The 18,147-nt window shown below is 68.1% G+C and carries 16 protein-coding genes; 11 read left to right on the top strand and 5 right to left on the bottom strand.

All coding sequences use genetic code 11. The features are described from left to right. Nucleotides 1-22: 22 nt before the first annotated feature. The gene (locus tag RBS60_RS14650) at nt 23-418 is read right to left on the bottom strand and encodes a DUF4870 domain-containing protein (RefSeq protein WP_307958311.1); all 396 of its coding nucleotides are present in this window, start codon (nt 416-418) and stop codon (nt 23-25) included. Nucleotides 419-437: 19 nt separating this feature from the next. Further along, a complete protein-coding gene (locus tag RBS60_RS14645) occupies nt 438-1,280 on the bottom strand; it encodes a DUF3097 family protein (protein WP_307958413.1) in 843 nt (280 codons plus the stop codon). Between the two features lie 131 nt (nt 1,281-1,411). Here RBS60_RS14645 and hrcA point away from each other — a divergent pair, with 131 nt between their 5' ends. From hrcA to RBS60_RS14630, 3 genes are read left to right on the top strand one after another with little or no spacing between them, the layout of a single operon-like run. Next, nucleotides 1,412-2,428, top strand: a complete 1,017-nt coding sequence (gene hrcA, locus RBS60_RS14640; protein WP_307958310.1) for a heat-inducible transcriptional repressor HrcA — start codon at nt 1,412-1,414, stop codon at nt 2,426-2,428. 17 nt (nt 2,429-2,445) lie between these two features. Next, nucleotides 2,446-3,573 (top strand): molecular chaperone DnaJ, encoded by a 1,128-nt coding sequence (gene dnaJ, locus RBS60_RS14635; protein WP_307958309.1) that lies wholly within the window; start codon nt 2,446-2,448, stop codon nt 3,571-3,573. A 1-nt stretch (nt 3,574) separates the two neighbouring features. Next, nucleotides 3,575-4,372: a 16S rRNA (uracil(1498)-N(3))-methyltransferase gene (locus RBS60_RS14630; RefSeq protein WP_307958308.1), complete on the top strand. Its 798-nt coding sequence runs from the start codon at nt 3,575-3,577 to the stop codon at nt 4,370-4,372. On the opposite strand, the gene RBS60_RS14625 is transcribed toward RBS60_RS14630, so the two are convergent. Next, nucleotides 4,369-5,337 (bottom strand): GerMN domain-containing protein, encoded by a 969-nt coding sequence (locus RBS60_RS14625; protein ID WP_307958307.1) that lies wholly within the window; start codon nt 5,335-5,337, stop codon nt 4,369-4,371. The genes RBS60_RS14630 and RBS60_RS14625 overlap by 4 nt on opposite strands. Nucleotides 5,338-5,726: 389 nt before the next feature. Between RBS60_RS14625 and RBS60_RS14620 the strand changes: the two genes are divergently transcribed. From RBS60_RS14620 to RBS60_RS14600, 5 genes are all read left to right on the top strand, one after another. Continuing rightward, nucleotides 5,727-6,737 carry a PhoH family protein gene (locus RBS60_RS14620; RefSeq protein ID WP_307958412.1) on the top strand — a complete coding sequence of 337 codons (1,011 nt, stop codon included), beginning with the start codon at nt 5,727-5,729 and terminating at the stop codon, nt 6,735-6,737. Then, nucleotides 6,734-7,207 (top strand): rRNA maturation RNase YbeY, encoded by a 474-nt coding sequence (gene ybeY, locus RBS60_RS14615; protein WP_307958306.1) that lies wholly within the window; start codon nt 6,734-6,736, stop codon nt 7,205-7,207. Before RBS60_RS14620 ends, ybeY begins: the two co-directional genes overlap by 4 nt. Next, entirely contained in the window at nt 7,204-8,499 is a 1,296-nt protein-coding gene (locus RBS60_RS14610; RefSeq protein ID WP_307958305.1) for a hemolysin family protein, read from the top strand. Before ybeY ends, RBS60_RS14610 begins: the two co-directional genes overlap by 4 nt. Further along, on the top strand, nt 8,492-9,442 hold the full coding sequence (era, locus tag RBS60_RS14605) for a GTPase Era (protein WP_307958304.1): 951 nt from the start codon (nt 8,492-8,494) through the stop codon (nt 9,440-9,442). Before RBS60_RS14610 ends, era begins: the two co-directional genes overlap by 8 nt. Nucleotides 9,443-9,649: 207 nt before the next feature. Further along, complete coding sequence (locus tag RBS60_RS14600) at nt 9,650-11,080, top strand: LCP family protein (protein WP_307958303.1); 1,431 nt, start codon at nt 9,650-9,652, stop codon at nt 11,078-11,080. Nucleotides 11,081-11,173: 93 nt separating this feature from the next. Here the strand turns inward: RBS60_RS14600 and RBS60_RS14595 are convergent, their stop codons facing one another. Beyond that, a complete protein-coding gene (locus RBS60_RS14595) occupies nt 11,174-13,147 on the bottom strand; it encodes a M13-type metalloendopeptidase (RefSeq protein WP_307958302.1) in 1,974 nt (657 codons plus the stop codon). A 240-nt stretch (nt 13,148-13,387) separates the two neighbouring features. Here RBS60_RS14595 and leuA point away from each other — a divergent pair, with 240 nt between their 5' ends. The 3 genes from leuA to RBS60_RS14580 all read left to right on the top strand — a co-directional run bounded on the left by leuA (nt 13,388) and on the right by RBS60_RS14580 (nt 16,985). Then, nucleotides 13,388-15,139, top strand: coding sequence for a 2-isopropylmalate synthase (leuA, locus tag RBS60_RS14590; protein WP_307958301.1), 1,752 nt, complete (start codon nt 13,388-13,390; stop codon nt 15,137-15,139). A gap of 225 nt (nt 15,140-15,364) precedes the next feature. Next, nucleotides 15,365-16,159, top strand: a complete 795-nt coding sequence (gene recO / locus RBS60_RS14585; protein ID WP_307958300.1) for a DNA repair protein RecO — start codon at nt 15,365-15,367, stop codon at nt 16,157-16,159. Nucleotides 16,160-16,166: 7 nt separating this feature from the next. Continuing rightward, nucleotides 16,167-16,985, top strand: a complete 819-nt coding sequence (locus RBS60_RS14580) for an isoprenyl transferase (RefSeq protein ID WP_307958299.1) — start codon at nt 16,167-16,169, stop codon at nt 16,983-16,985. Here the strand turns inward: RBS60_RS14580 and RBS60_RS14575 are convergent. Continuing rightward, nucleotides 16,982-18,070: an alpha/beta fold hydrolase gene (locus RBS60_RS14575; protein WP_307958298.1), complete on the bottom strand. Its 1,089-nt coding sequence runs from the start codon at nt 18,068-18,070 to the stop codon at nt 16,982-16,984. The two genes, RBS60_RS14580 and RBS60_RS14575, sit on opposite strands and share 4 nt — an antisense overlap. Between the last annotated feature and the right edge of the window lie 77 nt (nt 18,071-18,147).

The following is an 18,147-nucleotide window of genomic DNA, read 5'->3' as shown; positions in this document are numbered from 1 at the left end:
CCGACCCGGTCGAACTGCCGGCCTAGTGGATGAGGTGCAGGTTGTACTGGTACTGGTACGGCTGCCCGCGGTTCACCTGAATTCCAGCTATCACCGAGTAGACCGTCAGGGCAATCCAGATGAGGGTCGCGAGCACTGCGAACACGCTCCCGACGAACGGCACGAGCGCGAGGAAGTTGAACACGATCGCGGCAACCGTTGGGGGCAGGGTGAAGTTGAGGGCCTCCTTGGACTCCTGGGCCGTGAACGGTCCGCGGTCCTTGAAGTACAGGTAGATCAGGAGCGAGGGGACGAATCCAAGGATCCCGCCGAAGTGCGCGAGGGTAGCCCACTGGCGATCCTCGGACGCCGTGAGGGGGGCGGGGGCGGAATCGTCGGGGCGGTTGCGGTCGCGTCGGTACTGCGGGTAGTCACTCACTGGTTCAGGATATCCAAGCTCAGGCCGTCAGGAAGTCGATGACCTCTTCGACGCGGCCGAGCAGGGATGGCTCGAGGTCGGCATAGGTACGTACAGCGCCGAGAAGCTTCTGCCAGGCGAGCCCGATGTCCTCCGCGCTCTCGTGCGGCCACCCGAAGGCCTCGAGGATGCCGGTCTTCCAGTCAGTGCCGCGCGGCACTACCGGCCACGCCGCGATGCCCAGGGCCGAGGGCTTGATGGCCTGCCACACGTCCACATAGGGGTGACCGACGATCAGGACATTGCTGGCGGCGCCCCGAACCGACAGCGCTTCGGACACGATGCGCGACTCCTTCGTGCCCTGGACGAGGTGGTCCACGAGGATGCCCAGCTTCCTGCCGGGACCGGGATTGAACTCGGCAATCGCAGACGCGAGGTCATCAACTCCGTGCAGGGGCTCGACGACGATCCCCTCAAGGCGGAGGTCATCGCCCCAGACCTTCTCTACCAGCTCGGCGTCGTGCTTCCCCTCGACCCAGATGCGGCTGGCCTTGGCCACTTGTGCACGCTGGCCTTCGACCCGGACAGAGCCCGACGCCGTCCGGGCCGGGGCCGCGGGCTGCCTTCGCGCCGCCGGGGGTCCGACCCTGACAGGACGGCCGTCGACGAGGAACCCGAAGCCGAGCTGGAACGAGCGGCTGCGGCCACGACGGTCCTCGAGGCTCATCACGTGCATCCCACCGGACTTCTCGATGCGGGTGACGGCACCGACCCACCCGGACTCCGTGTCTTCGAGGACGAGCCCCAGCTCAACGGGCACCACGGGAAGCTCGGTCCGGGCGGCCCCGCCGAGGTCGGCGGGCCCCCACGAGTCATAGGAGATTCGGTCCACCCGCCGCATCCTACGCGGCGGGGCAGAGGCCCAGGCTGCGGCTCGCCGCGCCGGCCACAGGCATAATAGACTTAGCACTTGCTTCAAGAGAGTGCTAACGCCGGGACGCCACAGGAGGTGTGATGAACGAGCCACGCAAGCTGGAAGTCCTGCGGGCCATTGTGGAGGACTACGTCCACTTCCGTGAGCCCGTCGGGTCCAAGGCACTGGTCGAACGCCACCGGCTCAGTGTGTCCAGCGCGACGATCCGCAACGACATGGCCGCGCTCGAGGACGAGGGGCTCATCGTGGCCCCCCACACGAGCGCCGGCCGGGTGCCCACGGACAAGGGCTACCGCGTCTTCGTTGACCATCTGGCCGCGGTACGACCGCTGTCGGCCCCCGAGAAGCAGGCGATCCAGATGCTCCTGGATGGTGCCGAAGACCTAGACGATGTGCTCGAGCGCACCGTGCGGCTCCTGTCACAGCTGACCAACCAGGTCGCCGTCGTCCAGTATCCCCAGCTCGGAAGGGCACGCGTCCGCCACGTCGAGGCGGTGGCCATGGCCCCGCGTCAGGTTCTTCTTGTGCTCATCGCGGACACTGGCACAGTGGAGCAGCGCGTGCACAGCGTGAGCGAGGACGTGGACCACGACAGGCTCGCGTACCTGCGCCAGCGTTTCCTCGAAGGCCTCATCGGGACGGCTGTCACGCGGCTCCCTTCGAGCGCGGCCGAGGTTGTGGCGGCGCTGCCTCCGAAGGACCAGAGGCTCGCGGCCGAGCTCGCCCAGGGCCTCTCATCCCTCGCGGAGTCGAGCCGGGAGGACCGCATGGTCATGGCCGGAACGGCCTACCTCGCGCGGTCCAACAACGACTTCCTGCAGAGCATTTCGCCGGTCCTGGAGGCACTCGAGGAACAGGTTGTGCTCCTGCGCCTCCTGTCCGAGATGGCCAGTGACGCCCGCGGCGTTGCCGTGACGATCGGCCGCGAGAACCCGTACACGAGCCTCGAGGAGACCTCGGTCGTCGCGACGGGGTACGGGCTTGACGACGGCGCAAAGGTGGGCGTCCTGGGACCGACCCGCATGGACTATCCCGCGACGATGGCGGCGGTCCGGGCCGTGGCCCGGTACCTGTCGAAGATCATCGCCGGCAGCTGACCAACAGAAAGAGAATCGTGAGCAGCCATTACGAAACCCTCGGTGTTCCGAACGACGCGACCCCCGAGGAGATCAAGAAGGCGTACAAGAAACTCGCCCGGAAGCTCCATCCGGACATCAACCCCAGCGAGGATGCCTCCGAGCAGTTCAAGGCCGTGACGCACGCCTATGAGGTGCTCTCCGACCCCCAGAAGCGTCGCGTCTACGATACGACGGGCAACGAGAACGGCACGGACAACGGCTACTCAGGCGCCTACGACGGTTCGGGCTTCGCCTTCCAGGACATCTTCGAGACATTCTTCGGCGGGGGATCGGCTCAGGCTGGCCCCGCCTCGCGCGTGCGCCGTGGGCAGGATGCCCTCATCGCGGTGCGGATCGAGCTCAAGGACGCGGTCTTCGGCGTCAACAAGAAGCTCGAGGTGGACACCGCGGTCATGTGCTCCCGCTGCGAGGGATCGTGCTGTGAACCGGGGACCGTGCCCGTGCGCTGCAGCGTCTGCGGCGGCTCCGGACACATCCAGCGTCCGGTGCGCTCGATCCTGGGCCAGGTCATGACCATGGCCACGTGCCCCACGTGCCAGGGATTCGGCACCGAGATCCCCAGCCCGTGCAACGAGTGCGGCGGCGAAGGGCGTGTGCGCAGCCGCCGGTCGCTCACGGTCAAGATCCCGGCTGGCGTGTCAACCGGCACGCGGATCCAGCTCGCGGGCCAGGGCGAGGCAGGCACCGCGGGCGGCCCCTCCGGCGACCTCTACGTGGAAATCCGCGTCGCCTCGCACGCGACGTTCAGCCGCGAGGGAGATGACCTCCACGCGACCCTGAGCGTTCCGATGACGGCAGCCGCGCTCGGCTCGGAGATGACACTCGAGACGTTCGACGGCGAGCAGCAGATCACCCTCCGCCCGGGCACCCAGTCGGGAGACGTCGTTACGCTGCACGCCCTCGGCGTCGCTCGCCTCCGCGGCATGGGACGCGGGGACCTCCTCGTCCACATCAAGGTAGAGACGCCGACGAAGCTTGACGCCGAGCAGGAGGAGCTCATCCGGCAGCTCGCCAAGCTGCGCGGCGAGCAGGTCGGAGAAGGCAAGCTCGTGGGTACCGGCGGTGTGTTCGCGAAGCTCCGCGACAAGTTCGGCAACCTCTGACATGTCCCGGCCCCTGTTCTACGTGCCAGCCGGTGCGCTCGACGGCGCCGTTCCCGGCACGGTCGTGGACGTCGACGGCGCCGAGGGCCGCCATGCCGTGACTGTCAAGCGCCTCTCGGTCGGAGAGGGCGTCGATCTGGCCGACGGCGCGGGCGTCCGTGCCGTCGGAACGGTCACCAGCGCTGAGGGTTCTGTCCTCGGCGTCGCCGTCGGTTCAATCCGGCGCGAACAGGCCCCGCCGTTCCGCCTCGTCCTCGTCCAAGCGCTCGCCAAGGGCGACCGCGACGAGCTCGCCGCCGAGACCGCGACCGAGCTCGGCGTGGACGTGATCGTCCCGTGGCAGGCGGAGCGTTCGATCGTGCGCTGGAAGGGCGAGAGGGCAGAGAAGGCTCTCGCGAAGTGGCGCTCGGCGGTGTTCGCGGCGGCCAAGCAGGCGCGGCGCGCGAGGGTGCCCGAGGTCGATCCTGCGCACGACGGCGCGCGGCTGGCCGCCAGGGTCAAGGCGGCGCGGCTCGCCGTCGTCCTCCATGAAGAGGCCACCGAATCGCTTTCCGAGGTGCTCGCGGCGGTCACCCCGGACGAGGGTGCGCGTGGGGCCGAGATCCTGTTCATCGTCGGACCCGAGGGCGGTATCAGCCCCGCCGAGCTCGAGCGGTTCATCGCCGCAGGGGCGCGCCTCGCGCTCCTAGGGCCCCACGTGCTGAGGTCCTCGACCGCCGGACCAGCCGCCCTGGCCCTTGCGGGGGACCGGCTGGGGCGGTGGGGTGGCCGCGACGGCAGGGACGCCGAGAACTCCTAGCCGGTGACCGTGAAGCCCTTGGAGTCCCACGCGCTCGTGGTGGCGCTGGCGGCCGGTGAGGCGTCGTCGGAGGGCAGGATGCGAATCTCATAGTCGCCGGCCGGGAGGTTCACCGAGAACGTGAACTCGCCGACGTGGCCGGGCTGGTTCCCGGACGTCACAGTGCCGCTCACGTAGCTCGACTTGGCCCCTTGGGCGTCCCGGTGCAGGATCTGCCACGCGAAGGCCTTGTCCGGCGAGGTGGCGCGGCCGAAGACCTTGAGGGCCCCGGTGACCTGGGCGCCCTCCTGGGGGTCGATGATCCACGCGGGCGCGACCATCGACGGATCACGTTGCATGAGCTGGCCGAGTTGGACCCGGTCGAAGGCGAGCTGCGACGTCCTTCCGTCGACGAGGAGCATGACAGAGATCGGCTGGCCGGCGTCGACCAGGCCGGAGCTCGCCGCGGCGGCTGTTGCAGTGTAGACGAGCTGCTGGACGGCGAGCTGTGCTGTCGGTTCGTCCACACCCGTGTTGAACGCGTCGGCGGAGACATCCACAGTGATGTAGTTGCGGCCAGAGACGGACGCGGCGAGCTTCTTGGGCGGCTGCCACGGCGTGAAGTAGCTCGGGTCCAGCGGCTTCTGCGACATCATGATGCGCAGCGCGGTCGCGATGGGGTTGTCTTTGCCGTCCGCGTCGCGGAACTCGCGGTACAGGTAGACGCCATCCCGGGACTTTCCGAGCCAGTAAACGGGCGCCTTCGCGGACGTCTGCGACGTCTCGAGCGGGGCCGACGCCTGAGTCGCCCCCCCCGACGGTCCGGCGGTGGAGCCCGCAGCAATGCTCGGCTGAGGTGTCCCGGTGGCGGTGCATCCGGCGAGGGATGGGCACGCGGCGAGCAGCAGCGAGGCCGCCAGCAGCACGGCGGCAGGGACCGGCCGATGCCGCACACCCACCTGCTGCCGCCTCATCTGCTCTCCCATGGATCCTCCGCCGATGGCTCCGTGCCTGCGCTTCCTGCCGCTCTCTGCCTCCGCAGGACAATGGTCCGCTGTGTGCGGTACCCGTGGTATCGCTCCGGGCCAGGGTCCAGCTTGGCACAGCCCGACGCCGGGCGCCCGGCCGTTGCGTCAACTGTTTCCCAAGTGATGCACGATTGATATTTTCAACGGCACGCTCCATCGCCGCACTGCTCAGCGGCTATGCCGCGGGCGCGCCTTCGGGCGCGGCAGGGGCACGTAGGATAGAAACAGTGCCCTACCCGGCCCACGCCAAGCCACCTACGGAGAGAGACCTGCCTGTGACAGCGGAGTTCCCGCACACGACCCCGGCGGCGCGCACCGAGGTGCTGCGCTTCGGCTCGAGCGAGGAGATGGTCCGTATCCTGGGCCCGCATGACGAGGCCCTGCGGTACGTCGAGGAGCAGTTCCCCTCGGTGTCGATCCACGCGCGCGGCAATGAGCTGACAATCGTGGGACCGGCGGCGGAGGCGCCCCACATCCGCCGGCTCTTCGAGGAGATCTCCGCGATCGCGGCAAGCGGTGCACCTGTCACGACGGCTTCCCTCGAGCAACTCGTGGCGATGCTCCGCTCCCAGACCGTGGCAAGTCCCTCCGACGTCCTGACCCACAACATCCTCTCGAGCCGCGGCCGGACGATTCGTCCGAAGACGGCGAACCAGAAGGACTACGTCGACGCGATCGATGCCAACACGGTCATCTTCGGGATCGGCCCCGCGGGAACGGGCAAGACCTACCTCGCCATGGCTAAGGCGGTCCAGGCGCTGCAGCACAAGGACGTGAGCCGCATCATCCTGACGCGGCCCGCGGTCGAGGCAGGGGAGCGGCTCGGATTCCTCCCGGGAACCCTCAATGACAAGATCGATCCGTACCTGCGTCCGCTCTACGACGCGCTGCACGACATGATGGATCCCGAATCGATTCCGCGCCTCATGGCAGCGGGGACCATCGAGGTCGCGCCGCTCGCCTACATGCGCGGACGCACGCTCAACGACGCATTCATCATCCTCGACGAGGCGCAGAACACGACGCCCGAGCAGATGAAGATGTTCCTCACCCGCCTCGGCTTCGGCTCGAAGATGGTGGTCACGGGAGACGTGACGCAGGTCGACCTGCCCTCCGGCACCGCGTCGGGCCTGAGGATCGTGCAGCAGATCCTCCAGGGAGTCGAAGACGTGAGCTTCTCCGTCCTGGATGCCTCCGACGTGGTCCGCCACCGGCTCGTGGGCGACATTGTGGCCGCGTACGGCCGCTGGGATGCCACCGAGCGGGCCAAACTTGAGCGTCGCCGCGATCGCGCGGCGGCACACCGCGGCCCCGGTGCGGCGTCGGGCGCGGGCGCTGAGTCTAAGCTGGAGCCGTGAGCATCGAAGTCAACAACGAGTCCGGCCTGAGTATCGACGCCGAAGCGCTCGTGCGTCTCGCGCGGTTCGTGTTCGAGCGTCTCTGGCTCCATCCGCAGACGGAACTGTCGATCCTCCTCGTCGACGAGGAAGCCATGGAGCGTCTGCACCTCGAACTCATGGACGAACCGGGCTCGACCGACGTCCTCTCGGTGCCGATGGACGAGCTCACCCCGGGTGCCCCGGGTCGGCAGACCCCGCAGGGAATGCTCGGAGACGTCGCGATCTGCCCTCAGGTGGCGGCCCGGCAGGCACAGCGCGGTGGGCATTCGACGGACGACGAGATGCTCCTGCTCGAGACGCACGGGATCCTCCACCTCCTGGGCTTCGATCACGCCGAGCCGGAAGAACGCGAGGAGATGTTCACGCTCCAGCGTGAACTGCTCACCGAGTTCCTCGGACGCCCGGCACCGAGCGAGACGGTGGCGTGACCACAGCGCTGCTGCTCGTCCTCGCCCTCGTCTTCGTCGCGCTGGCCGGCTTCCTCACAGCCGCCGAATCGGCCTTCTCCTTCCTCCCACGCCACGATGCCGAGGAGCGGATTGCGGAGGGCCGTTCGGCGTCCCTTGCCCGCATCCTGGAGGACCCCGTCCCGCACGCCCACGCACTGCGGTTCTGGCGGATCTGGTTCGAGACGGCCGCGGCAGTTGCCGTTGCGGTCCTCGTACACAGCTGGCTCGACAACGTGTGGCTCGCAGGCCTCGCGGCGACGGTCGTCATGGCGCTCATTGGATTCCTCCTCGTCGGTGTGTCTCCGCGCCAGCTGGGACGGCAGCACGCACTCGAGATTGCCGTGGTCGCGGCGCCTCTCGCCAACGGGCTGCGCATGGCCCTGGGGCCCGTTCCGAGCTGGCTCGTCCGGCTCGGCAGCGCCGCGACGGGCACCGATCCCAAGCACGAGGATGCGACGTACACATCCACAGAGCTTCGCGAGTTCGTCGAGCGTTCGAGTGACACCGAGGACCTCGAGGACGAACAGGCCGAGCTGCTCCAATCCGTCTTCGAGCTCGGAGAGACCCTCGTGCGGGCCGTCATGGTCCCGCGCACTGACATCATCGCCATCGAGTCGGGAGCTACGCTGCAGCAGTCGATGACGCTGTTCCTGCGTTCTGGTTGTTCCCGGGTACCGGTGTTCCGTGAGAGCCTCGATGACGTCACCGGCGTCCTGTACCTCAAGGATGTCGCCGCGCGAATCAACGAGGATCCGGAAGCCCGCAGCGAGGCCGTTGACGCGCTCGCCCGCGAGCCGAGGTTCGTTCCCGAGTCGAAGCCCGTAGACGATCTCCTCAAGGAACTCCAGCGGGAGTCGATCCATTTTGCGATCGTCGTCGACGAGTACGGCGGGACCGCTGGCCTCGTGACCCTCGAGGACCTCATCGAGGAGCTCGTGGGAGAGATTGCCGACGAGTATGACGACGACGAGGCCGAGTCGGTGGATCTGGGCGACGGCCGGTTCCGCGTCACCGCGCGCATGGGCCTCGACGACCTCGGCGAGCTGTTCGACATCGACCTCGAGGACGACGAAGTAGAGACGGTCGGAGGCCTGCTCTCGAAGGGGCTCGGGCGGGTCCCGATCGTGGGAAGCACGGCCGAGGTCCACGGTGTCAGGCTCACGGCCGAGCGCCGTGTGGGCCGCCGCAACAGGATCACCCACATCCTCGCAGAACGTGTCGAGGAGACCACCACCGATCAGAATGACCAGGCAGGGAGCACGCATGGCTGACACCTCGGCAGGGCAGGGGTCCTCGGACTACCGCGCCGGATTCGCCGTCCTCGTGGGACGCCCGAATGCGGGCAAGTCCACGCTGACCAACGCCCTCGTGGGCCAGAAGGTGGCCATCACGTCGGCGAAGCCCCAGACCACGCGCCACACGATCCGCGGGATCGTCCACCGCGACAACGGCCAGCTCATCCTCGTGGACACACCTGGTCTGCACCGCCCGCGCACGCTCCTCGGCCAGAGGCTCAACGACCTCGTGGCCGAGACCCTCTCCGAAGTCGACGCGATCGGGTTCTGCCTTCCGGCGAACGAGCGCATCGGCCCCGGCGATAAGTTCATCGCGAACCAGCTGGCAGGGGTTCCGCGGAAGCCGATTGTCGCCATCGTGACCAAGGCGGACCTCGTGGACCGCGCGCAGCTCACCGAGCAGCTCCTCGCGGTCGACGCTTTGGGCCGCGAGGCCCTCGGTGGAGAGGGCTTCACCGACATCGTTCCGGTCTCGGCCCAGGACGGCTACCAGGTCTCGACAGTCGAGGGCATCCTCATCAGCCACATGCCGCTGTCCCCACCGCTGTACCCGGACGGTGAGCTCACGGACGAGCCGGAAGCCGTCATGGTCGCGGAACTCATTCGCGAGGCAGCCCTCGAGGGCGTGCGGGACGAGCTGCCCCACTCGCTCGCAGTCGTCGTGGAGGAGATCCTGCCGCGGGAGGGCCGCAGCGAGGACAACCAGCTCCTGGACGTACGGGTCAACCTGTTCGTCGAGCGTCCGTCCCAGAAGGCCATCATCATCGGCAAGGGCGGCTCCCGCCTGCGCGAGGTCGGGTCGACGGCACGCCGCGGCATCGAGGCCCTTCTCGGCACCCGGATCTTCCTGGACCTGCACGTCAAGGTGGCAAAGGACTGGCAGCGCGATCCGAAGCAGCTGGGCCGGCTCGGATTCTGAGCCTAACGCGCCGGGATCGTGGTCTCGCACAGTGACCTCACAGACCGTGCGGTTACGATGTATTGACCCCAGTTCTTTTTCAGGAAGGCCCTCTCCTTGGCTCGACGTGCCGACGGCGCGCCCGCGGTAGCCCCTAGCACCGCCCGCGGCCCCGGCGTGCATCATGCGCGCCCCGATGGATCGACGCCCCTGCGGCACATCCGGAATGTGGGGACCAAGCACCTCGCGCTCAAGATCACCGGGGGCATCGTAGCGCTCTTGCTCGTCGGCGTCCTCGCGTTCGCCGGGTATTGGTTCATCCGCCTCGGCACGAACCTGCGCCAGGCGCCGCTGAGCGCAGGCAACGCGAAGGCGGACGCGAGCAACGATGCCACAGACGCCCTCCAGATCCTGATCATCGGCACCGATAGCCGCTCTGGTGCCAATGCGGCCTATGGCTCGCAGGCCGACAGTTCCGGATACGGCAACTCCGACGTCCTGATCCTCATGAACATCTCGGCGGATAACAAGGTCGTCTCGATGACCAGCTTCCCCCGCGATCTCATGGTTCCGATCCCGAAGTGCCACGATCCGCAGTCCAACAGGGACTTCCCAGCGCAGCCCGCGGGCCAGATCAATTCCGCCATGGCGGAGGCTGGCCCGGGCTGCGCCGTCGATACGGTCAATGCGCTCACGGGTCTGCAGATCGACCATTTCATGGTCGCCGACTTCAACGCCGTCAAGGACCTCTCGAACACGATCGGTGGGGTCCAGGTGTGCGTGAATGCGGCCATCGACGACCCGATGTCCGGCCTCAAGCTCCCCGCGGGCACGTCGACGGTTCAGGGCGAGATGGCGCTGTCGTTCCTCCGCAGCCGTCACGGTGTCGGCGACGGCAGCGACCTATCCCGCATCAAGTCCCAGCAGGAGTTCCTCGCCTCGCTGGCACGCAAGGTCAGGTCGGACGGCACCCTCACCGACGTCCCGAAGCTCCTCTCCATTGCTGACACCATCACCAAGAACCTGACCGTAGACCAAGGTCTGGCGAGCCCCCAGACCATGCTGACGATCGCCGGGCGCCTCAAGGCGGTCGATCTCGGGAAGGTCGCTTTCGTGACGGTCCCCTGGGAGCCGTACACGGGCGATCCCAACCGTGTCCAGGTCAAGCAGCCGGACGCCGGAGCGCTCTTCGAGGCGCTCCGTGACAACCGAGACCTCACGGCACCGGCACCGGCGCCCACGTCCACGGCAAGTGCCGCGGCGCCCTCGGGCGCACCATCCTCTACCGCCGCGCCGGCGTACGACAAGGCGCTCCAGCCCGTCGCGGTGGCGAACGGCTCGGGAGTCACGGGGCGGGCGGCCGAACTCGTGCAGTTCCTCGCCGGCGAGGGATTCACCAAGACAAGCCAGTTCTCAGCCGCGGCGGCCGCGTCGACGAAGGTCTACTACGGCGCGAACTTCGCCGACGTCGCCGCGGACGTCGCGTCAAGCCTCGGGATCCCGTCGTCTCAGGTGCAGCAGGTAGCCGGCGTCTACGGCGTCCAGGTCTACGTGGGGCAGGACTTCACCACCGGCACGCACTACACGCCGAAGGTGCCAGACAACATCGTCGCTCAGACAGCTGCCGAGAACACCTGCCAGTCGGCCTTCGGTCAGTAGGGGACAGCAACCGGAAGCGGTCCAGCTAGAAGTGGACAGAAGGGCCCGGGCGATCGCCCGGGCCCTTCTGCTTCGGTGCAGCGAATCTGGCCGCTACCAGATCGTGACCCGCTCCTCGGGGGCGAGCCACATCCCGTCTCCCTCAGTCACGTCGAAGGCCGAGTGGAAGGCGTCGACGTTCTTCACGATGGCATTGGTCCGGAACTCGTTGGGCGAGTGCGGGTCGATCGAGAGGCGCCGGAGCGTCTCCTCTGGGCGGCACACCTGCCGCCACACTGTGGCCCACGAGATGAAGAACCGCTGGGCGCCCGTGAGCCCGTCGATGGCCGGTGCCTCCTCGCCGTCCAAGCTGAGCTGGTACGCCTTGTAGGCGATGCCGATGCCCCCCAGATCGCCGATGTTCTCGCCGAGCGTGAGTCGGCCGTTCACTGTGTGTCCCGGTGTCTCAGCGGGAGAGAGGGCGTCGAACTGATCCACCAGGCGGCTGGTCAAGGCGACGAAGGCTGTGCGGTCCTCATCGGTCCACCAGTTCCGCAGGGCGCCGGTGCCGTCGAACTGCGACCCCTGATCATCGAAGCCGTGGCCGATCTCGTGACCGATGACGGCGGCGATGCCTCCATAGTTCACGGCGGGGTCGGCGTCCGGGTGGAAGAAGGGCTGCTGGAGGATGGCCGCCGGGAACACGATCTCGTTCATGAGGGGGTGGTAGTACGCGTTGACGGTCTGCGGAGTCATGAGCCACTTGACGCGGTCCACGGGCTTGCCGATCTCGTCGAGCAGCCTGTCGAGCTCCGCGGCGCTTGCCCGCCGGACGTTGCCAAGGAGGTCCGCGTCGTCCACGACCACCCCGGAGAAGTCGATCCACTCGTCCGGGTAGCCGATCTTGGGACGGAACGCCGCGAGCTTCTCGAGCGCACGTTGGCGCGTGTCCTCGCTCATCCAGGGCAGTCCCGAGATGCTCTCGCGGTATGCCTCGACGATGTTCGCAACAAGGGCCTCCATCGCCTCCTTGTGGCCTTCGGGGAAGTGCCGCGCCACGTAGAGCCGGCCCACGGCCATGCCCAACCCGGCCTCGACGGCCCCCACGCCGCGCTTCCACCGCTCCTTGTTCTGGGGGGTTCCCGAAAGCACGGTCCCGTAGAGCGCGAAGTGCCTGTCAACGAACACCGCGGAGAGGAACGGCGCGGAGGAACCCAGCAGATGCGCGGTCAGCCAGAGTTTCCATGACTGCAGCGGGAGTTCTTCCAGCAGACCGGTAATGCCGGGGAGGAAGTCCGGATTGCCGACGACCAGCTCCGCACGGGCCTCGGAGGTGATGCCGGTTGCCAGCGCCCACGCGGCAAAGTGCGGGAAGGCCTCGCTGGCCTGGGCCTCGGTGCGGAGGTTGTAGGTCTTCTGCGGGTCCCGCAGGGTCACGCGGTCCCAGTGGAGGCCTGCGATCCGCTTCTCCACCCCCAGGACCGCCGCGGCGTCGGCTTCGGCAGTCGCCGAGCCCAGGAGGGCGAACGCATCCCGAAGGTACCCCTCGTACGCGGTGACGACCTCGGCGAACTTCGACTCGCGGTAGTACGACTCGTCAGGAAGCCCGAGTCCGCCCTGACTGATGTACAGCACCACGCGCTCAGGGTTTCCGGCGTCCGGAGCCGCGTAGTAGCCGAAGAGGCCCTCGGTTCCCCCGCGCCCGAGGCGGCCCGACGTCGCCACGAGGGACGCGACGTCGTCCACCCCGTGGATCTCGGCGAGGAGGGGCTGCAGCGGCGCGGCTCCGAGCCGCTCGACGGCGTCGGCATCCATGAAGGAACGGTAGTACGCGCCGATCTTCGACTCATCCGACCCATCGGGATGCTCCGCGGTGGCGAGCTCCTCGATCAGGGCGCGCACGTTGGCCTCCGCCTCGTCCCGCAGCTGGACCATCGTCCCGACCAGGGCGCGGTCCGAGGGGATCTCCGTCGAGCTCAGCCACCCTCCGTTGACGTGGCGGTACAGGTCATCCTGTGCGCGCACCTTCTCGTCGAAGTACTGGCGGTCGACGCCGGATGGCGCGTGTGGGCTGGCTGGGCTCGTCATGCTGCCTCCTGGGTAGTTGGCTTCATCTTAGACATGGGCGCCGTCACGCTCACGGGCGCGCCGCCACGACCTTCTGGCGCAAGTGCTATCGTGACTCTGTGCCAACCGCGCTGCTTCTTCTTAGCTGCCGTGGCGGGGCCCTCTAGCCGCTGATCCAGCGCAGGCCGATCCCCGCCGCGGAGTGTTCACGTGCCCGGCCGCCGCGGATCACAGCAGCTAAGAAAGGCCTAAAGTAAAATCATGCGCAACGCTCAGAAGCCCTCGGGCATGCCTGTCCACCGCTACGTCCCGTTCCACGAGCAGATCACCGTCGAGCTGCCGGACCGCACGTGGCCCGAGAAGCGGATCGAGAAGGCCCCCCGCTGGTGCGCTGTCGATCTGCGGGACGGCAATCAGGCCCTTATCGATCCGATGAGCCCGGCCCGCAAGCTCAAGATGTTCCAGCTCCTCGTCGGCATGGGCTACAAGGAGATCGAGGTCGGCTTCCCGTCCGCCTCGCAGACCGACTTCGATTTCGTGCGCCAGCTCATCGACGGCGGCCACATCCCGGACGACGTCACGATCCAGGTGCTCACCCAAGCCCGTGAGCACCTCATCGAGCGCACCTACGAGGCCATTGCCGGCGCGAAGCAGGCCATCGTCCACCTCTACAACTCGACGTCGGTCCTGCAGCGCCGCGTCGTGTTCAACCAGGACCAGGACGGCATCCTCGACATCGCCGTCCAGGGCGCGCTCCTGTGCAAGAAGTACCAGGAGATGATCCCGGACACCCACATCACGTACGAGTACTCGCCCGAGTCCTTCACGGGCACCGAGCTCGAGTACGCGGCCCGCGTTTCCAACGCGGTGGCCGAGGTCTTCGAAGCCAGCGCGGACAACCAGGTGATCATCAACCTCCCGGCCACGGTCGAGATGGCGACCCCGAACGTCTATGCCGACTCGATCGAATGGATGAGCCGCAACCTGCATCCGCGCGAGGGCATCATCCTCTCGCTGCATCCCCACAACGACCGGGGCACCGGCGTGGCCGCCGCAGAGCTCGGCTACATGGCCGGCGCAGACCGCATCGAGGGCTGCCTGTTCGGCAACGGCGAACGGACCGGCAACGTCGACCTCGTCACGCTGGGCCTGAACATGTTCGTCCAGGGTGTCGACCCGATGATCGACTTCTCCAACATCGACGAGGTGCGCCGCACGGTCGAGTACTGCAACCAGCTTCCGGTCGGCGAGCGCGTGCCCTACGGCGGAGACCTGGTCTTCACGGCGTTCTCGGGATCGCACCAGGACGCCATCAAGAAGGGCTTCGAGGCACTCGAGCGCGATGCAAAGGCCGCTGGCAAAGAGGTGAACGAGTACACGTGGCAGGTCCCGTACCTGCCGGTCGATCCGAAGGACCTGGGCCGGACGTACGAGGCCGTCATCCGCGTCAACTCGCAGTCCGGCAAGGGCGGCGTGGCCTACCTGCTGAAGAACGAGCACAGCCTCGACCTCCCGCGCCGGGCGCAGATCGAGTTCTCGGGCGTCGTGCAGCGCCATACCGATACGGCGGGCGGCGAAGTCAGCCCCGCCGCACTGTGGGAGATCTTCAGCGACGAGTATCTGCCCTCGTCTTCGGTCGAGGGCGGCAAGGCCTGGGGGAAGTACGCGCTCGGCCGGGTCACCTCCGACTCCGCCGAGGACGGTTCGATGACGCTCACGGCCGCGCTGCGGATCGATGGCTCGGTGGCAGAGCGCACCGGCACGGGCAACGGCCCGATTGCTGCGCTGCTGGACATCTTCAAGAACGAGGGCGTGGACGTCCGAGTCCTCGACTACACCGAGCACGCCCTCTCCGAGGGTGGCGATGCGCGCGCAGCGGCGTATGTCGAGTGTGCCGTCGCGGACCGTGTGCTCTGGGGCATTGGCATCGATGCGAATACCTCGATCTCGGCCCTCAAGGCTGTCGTGTCCGCAGTGAACCGCGCCCTGCGGGACGCCGAGGCCGCTGCCTGAGGCCAGCTCGCGCGCCGGGCCGTCGCCGGTTCGCCAGCGGGGCATCCGGTTGGCTGGTTCGGTATTCCCTCGACGCACGACGGCGGGCGGGGCACCTCGCGTGGGTTTCCCGCCGCCGTGTGCGGTCCGCGGTGGGAGAATGGCGCCGGGTGGGAGAACTGGGCCGGGTCCGAGAACGGCGCCGGGTGGGAGAACTGGGCGACAAGCGGCGGGAGGAAGGCTGCGATGGCTGAATCGACCTTTGCATCCCGGAGCTACCGGGATGACGGAGTCGTGCTGCGCACCTACAAGCTCGGTGAAGCCGACCGCATCGTGGTGCTCCTGACGCGTGCGCACGGCCAGGTCCGTGCAGTGGCCCGCGGGGTGCGCCGTACCCGCAGCAAGTTCGGTGCGAGCCTCGAGCCCTTCATGGTCGCCGACGTCCAGCTCGTGCACGGGCGCTCGCTCGAGATCGTCGGGCAGGCCGCCGCACGCGCGAGCTACGGTGCAGCCATCGCGAGTGACTATCCGCGGTACACCGTCGCCGCCGCAATGGCCGAGACGGCCGAGCGCCTCACCACCTCCGAGACGGACGCTGCATCGGCACAGTACCTGCTCCTCGTAGGCGCCCTTGCAGCGTTGAGCCGGGGGGCCCATTCTCCGGGGCTGATCCTCGACTCCTACCTCCTGCGTTCCCTCGCCACCGGCGGCTGGGCGCCGAGTTTCACCGACTGCGCACGCTGCGGCGAACCCGGACCGCACTCGGCCTTCAATGCCGCCCTCGGCGGGATCGTGTGCAGCGCGTGCCGTCCGCCGGGATCGCCAGCACCCGCAGCGGAGACGGTGCGTCTGCTCGCCGCGCTCCTCTCGGGCGACTGGCCGACCGCGGACGCGTCGGAACCGATCCACCGGCGTGAGGCCGCGGGACTCGTCGCGGCCTACGCCCAATGGCACCTCGAACGCGCGGTAGGCTCGCTCAAGCTCGTGGAGCGGGAGCCTGCCCAGCCGTCCCGCCCAGCCCTTCCAGACCCCGGACGGTGACCACCCCGTGACACCCCTTCCCTCCCGTCGCGCCCGCACCGGACGCCCCACTCCGATTGCGCCGTACCCGCACCCGTCAGGAGCCACGGCTCCGAATATCCCTCGCGAGTTCGTACCCCGGCATGTTGCGATCGTCATGGACGGCAACGGCCGATGGGCCAACCAGCGCGGCCTGCCGCGGATCGAAGGGCACAAGGCAGGTGAACCCGCACTACTGGACGTCATGGCCGGTGCGATCGAGCTGGGAATCGAGTACGTCTCGGTCTACGCGTTCTCCACCGAGAACTGGAAGCGCTCGCCTGAGGAGGTCCGCTTCCTCATGGGCTTCAACAAGGACGTCCTGCGGCGCCAGCGGAACACGCTCGACTCGTGGGGCGTTCGCATCCGCTGGGCCGGACGGCGACCCAAGCTGTGGACCTCGGTGATCCGCGAACTCGAGGAGGCCGAGGAGTACACGCGGGACAACACCATATGCCACCTGACAATGTGCGTGAACTACGGTGGCCGGGCGGAGATCGCCGACGCCGTGGCAGCCATCGCACGGGAGGTCGAGGCCGGTCGCCTCAGCGCACGGAACGTGAACGAGAAGACGGTCCAGCGCTACCTCGACGAACCGGACCTCCCGGACGTTGACCTGTTCCTGCGCAGCTCGGGCGAACAGCGGCTGAGCAACTTCCTCCTGTGGCAGTCGGCCTATGCCGAGATGGTGTTCCTCGACACCCTCTGGCCGGACGTAGACCGCCGCACCCTCTGGGAGGCCGTGGAGATCTACGCCTCCCGCGACCGCCGCTACGGCGGTGCCGTGGACAAGGCCGACGCGGGCTAGGACTCCTGCCCGGCAGCCCGCACCTGGGCCACAGTCTGCGCCTCCACCCCCTCGAGCCAGCTGCCGAGTCTTCCATATGCCTCGTTCCGGACCGTCGGGGACGAGAGGAGCACGTCATGGAGGCCGCCCTCAACGAGCGCCTCGTCCAGATTCCGGCACAGCTCAGCCGCAGCGCGGCGCATCGGGGCGATCGCGAGGACGGCATCGCGCTCGCGCATCCTCTCCCTCCAGATGAGGCCCACATCGGAGGTGGTCGAGGCCAGGAGGAGCACCGGCAGTTCGAGGCGGGGACCGCCCCGAAGCGACCGCTGCGCCTCGAGGACCCCATGCAGCCACCCGACACGGATGGGGAAGGCATTCCGCGGGCGCATGTCCTCGCGGAGCTCCCACTCGCCGCCGGCCTCCTTGGCGACGGCGCGCCAGAAGTAGCCCCGAGAGGGCAGCAGGAGCCGCTGCCGCGGCCACCGCATGGATGCGGGGCGCAGCGCGGCCTCGAGCATCCGGCCCGCCGCAGCACCGCCGTGGGCCACGAGCCATGGACTGCTCAGCACCACCGCGGCAAGACACTCGGGGGAGCGCTGCGCGTACAGTGCAGCGGCGAGGCCGCCGGTCGAGTGCCCCATGAGGACGGGGAGCACGCCGGTCTCCCGGCGGACTGCGTCGACGGCCGCACCGACGCTCTCGAGGTAGTGCTCCGCGGAGCCAACAAATCCGGGCATCTCGCCTGAGGCCAGACTGCGGCCGTGCTCCGGGAGGTCCAGGGCGTAGAACCGGTAGCCTCGCGCCGCTGCGAAGTGGGCAAGCTCGAGGTTGAAGAAATAGTCGCTCCATCCATGGATGTAGAGCAGCGCGCGGCCGGCCGAGCCTCCGGCACCCGAGTCCGCCGAACCAGGAACCCCAGAACTGTCCACCGCACCGGCGAGCCGCTCGCCCGAGGCGGCGAGGCCGGCGTCGTGCGCAGTGGTCCGCTCCGGGCTCCTCTCCGCCCCGAAGCGGATCAGGGTGCCAAGCTCGCCGAAGTGCCCGCGCCCGAGCGGCGCCGACTCGACACCCAGACCCAGGAAGTCCGCGGACCAATCCAGCATGATGAATCCTCTCCCGCAGCGCACCGTCTCCGTGGCACCTCTACTGACGAGAGTAGGGAGCGGTGCCCATGGGAGAC

This window comes from Sinomonas sp. ASV486, from assembly GCF_030908215.1.
In the GTDB taxonomy this organism is placed as follows: domain Bacteria; phylum Actinomycetota; class Actinomycetes; order Actinomycetales; family Micrococcaceae; genus Sinomonas; species Sinomonas puerhi.
The sequence above is the reverse complement of the archived record's forward strand: the minus strand, read 5'-3'. Positions and strand labels throughout refer to the sequence as shown.

Bases quoted from the DNA above. Each gene is read 5' to 3' on its own strand.
- hrcA (WP_307958310.1), top strand. From the start codon at position 1,412: ATGAACGAGCCACGCAAGCTGGAAGTCCTGCGGGCCATTGTGGAGGAC.
- RBS60_RS14630 (WP_307958308.1), top strand. From the start codon at position 3,575: ATGTCCCGGCCCCTGTTCTACGTGCCAGCCGGTGCGCTCGACGGCGCC.
- RBS60_RS14625 (WP_307958307.1), bottom strand. From the start codon at position 5,337: ATGGGAGAGCAGATGAGGCGGCAGCAGGTGGGTGTGCGGCATCGGCCG.
- RBS60_RS14620 (WP_307958412.1), top strand. From the start codon at position 5,727: ATGGTCCGTATCCTGGGCCCGCATGACGAGGCCCTGCGGTACGTCGAG.
- era (WP_307958304.1), top strand. From the start codon at position 8,492: ATGGCTGACACCTCGGCAGGGCAGGGGTCCTCGGACTACCGCGCCGGA.
- RBS60_RS14595 (WP_307958302.1), bottom strand. From the start codon at position 13,147: ATGACGAGCCCAGCCAGCCCACACGCGCCATCCGGCGTCGACCGCCAG.
- leuA (WP_307958301.1), top strand. From the start codon at position 13,388: ATGCGCAACGCTCAGAAGCCCTCGGGCATGCCTGTCCACCGCTACGTC.
- recO (WP_307958300.1), top strand. From the start codon at position 15,365: ATGGCTGAATCGACCTTTGCATCCCGGAGCTACCGGGATGACGGAGTC.
- RBS60_RS14575 (WP_307958298.1), bottom strand. From the start codon at position 18,070: ATGCTGGATTGGTCCGCGGACTTCCTGGGTCTGGGTGTCGAGTCGGCG.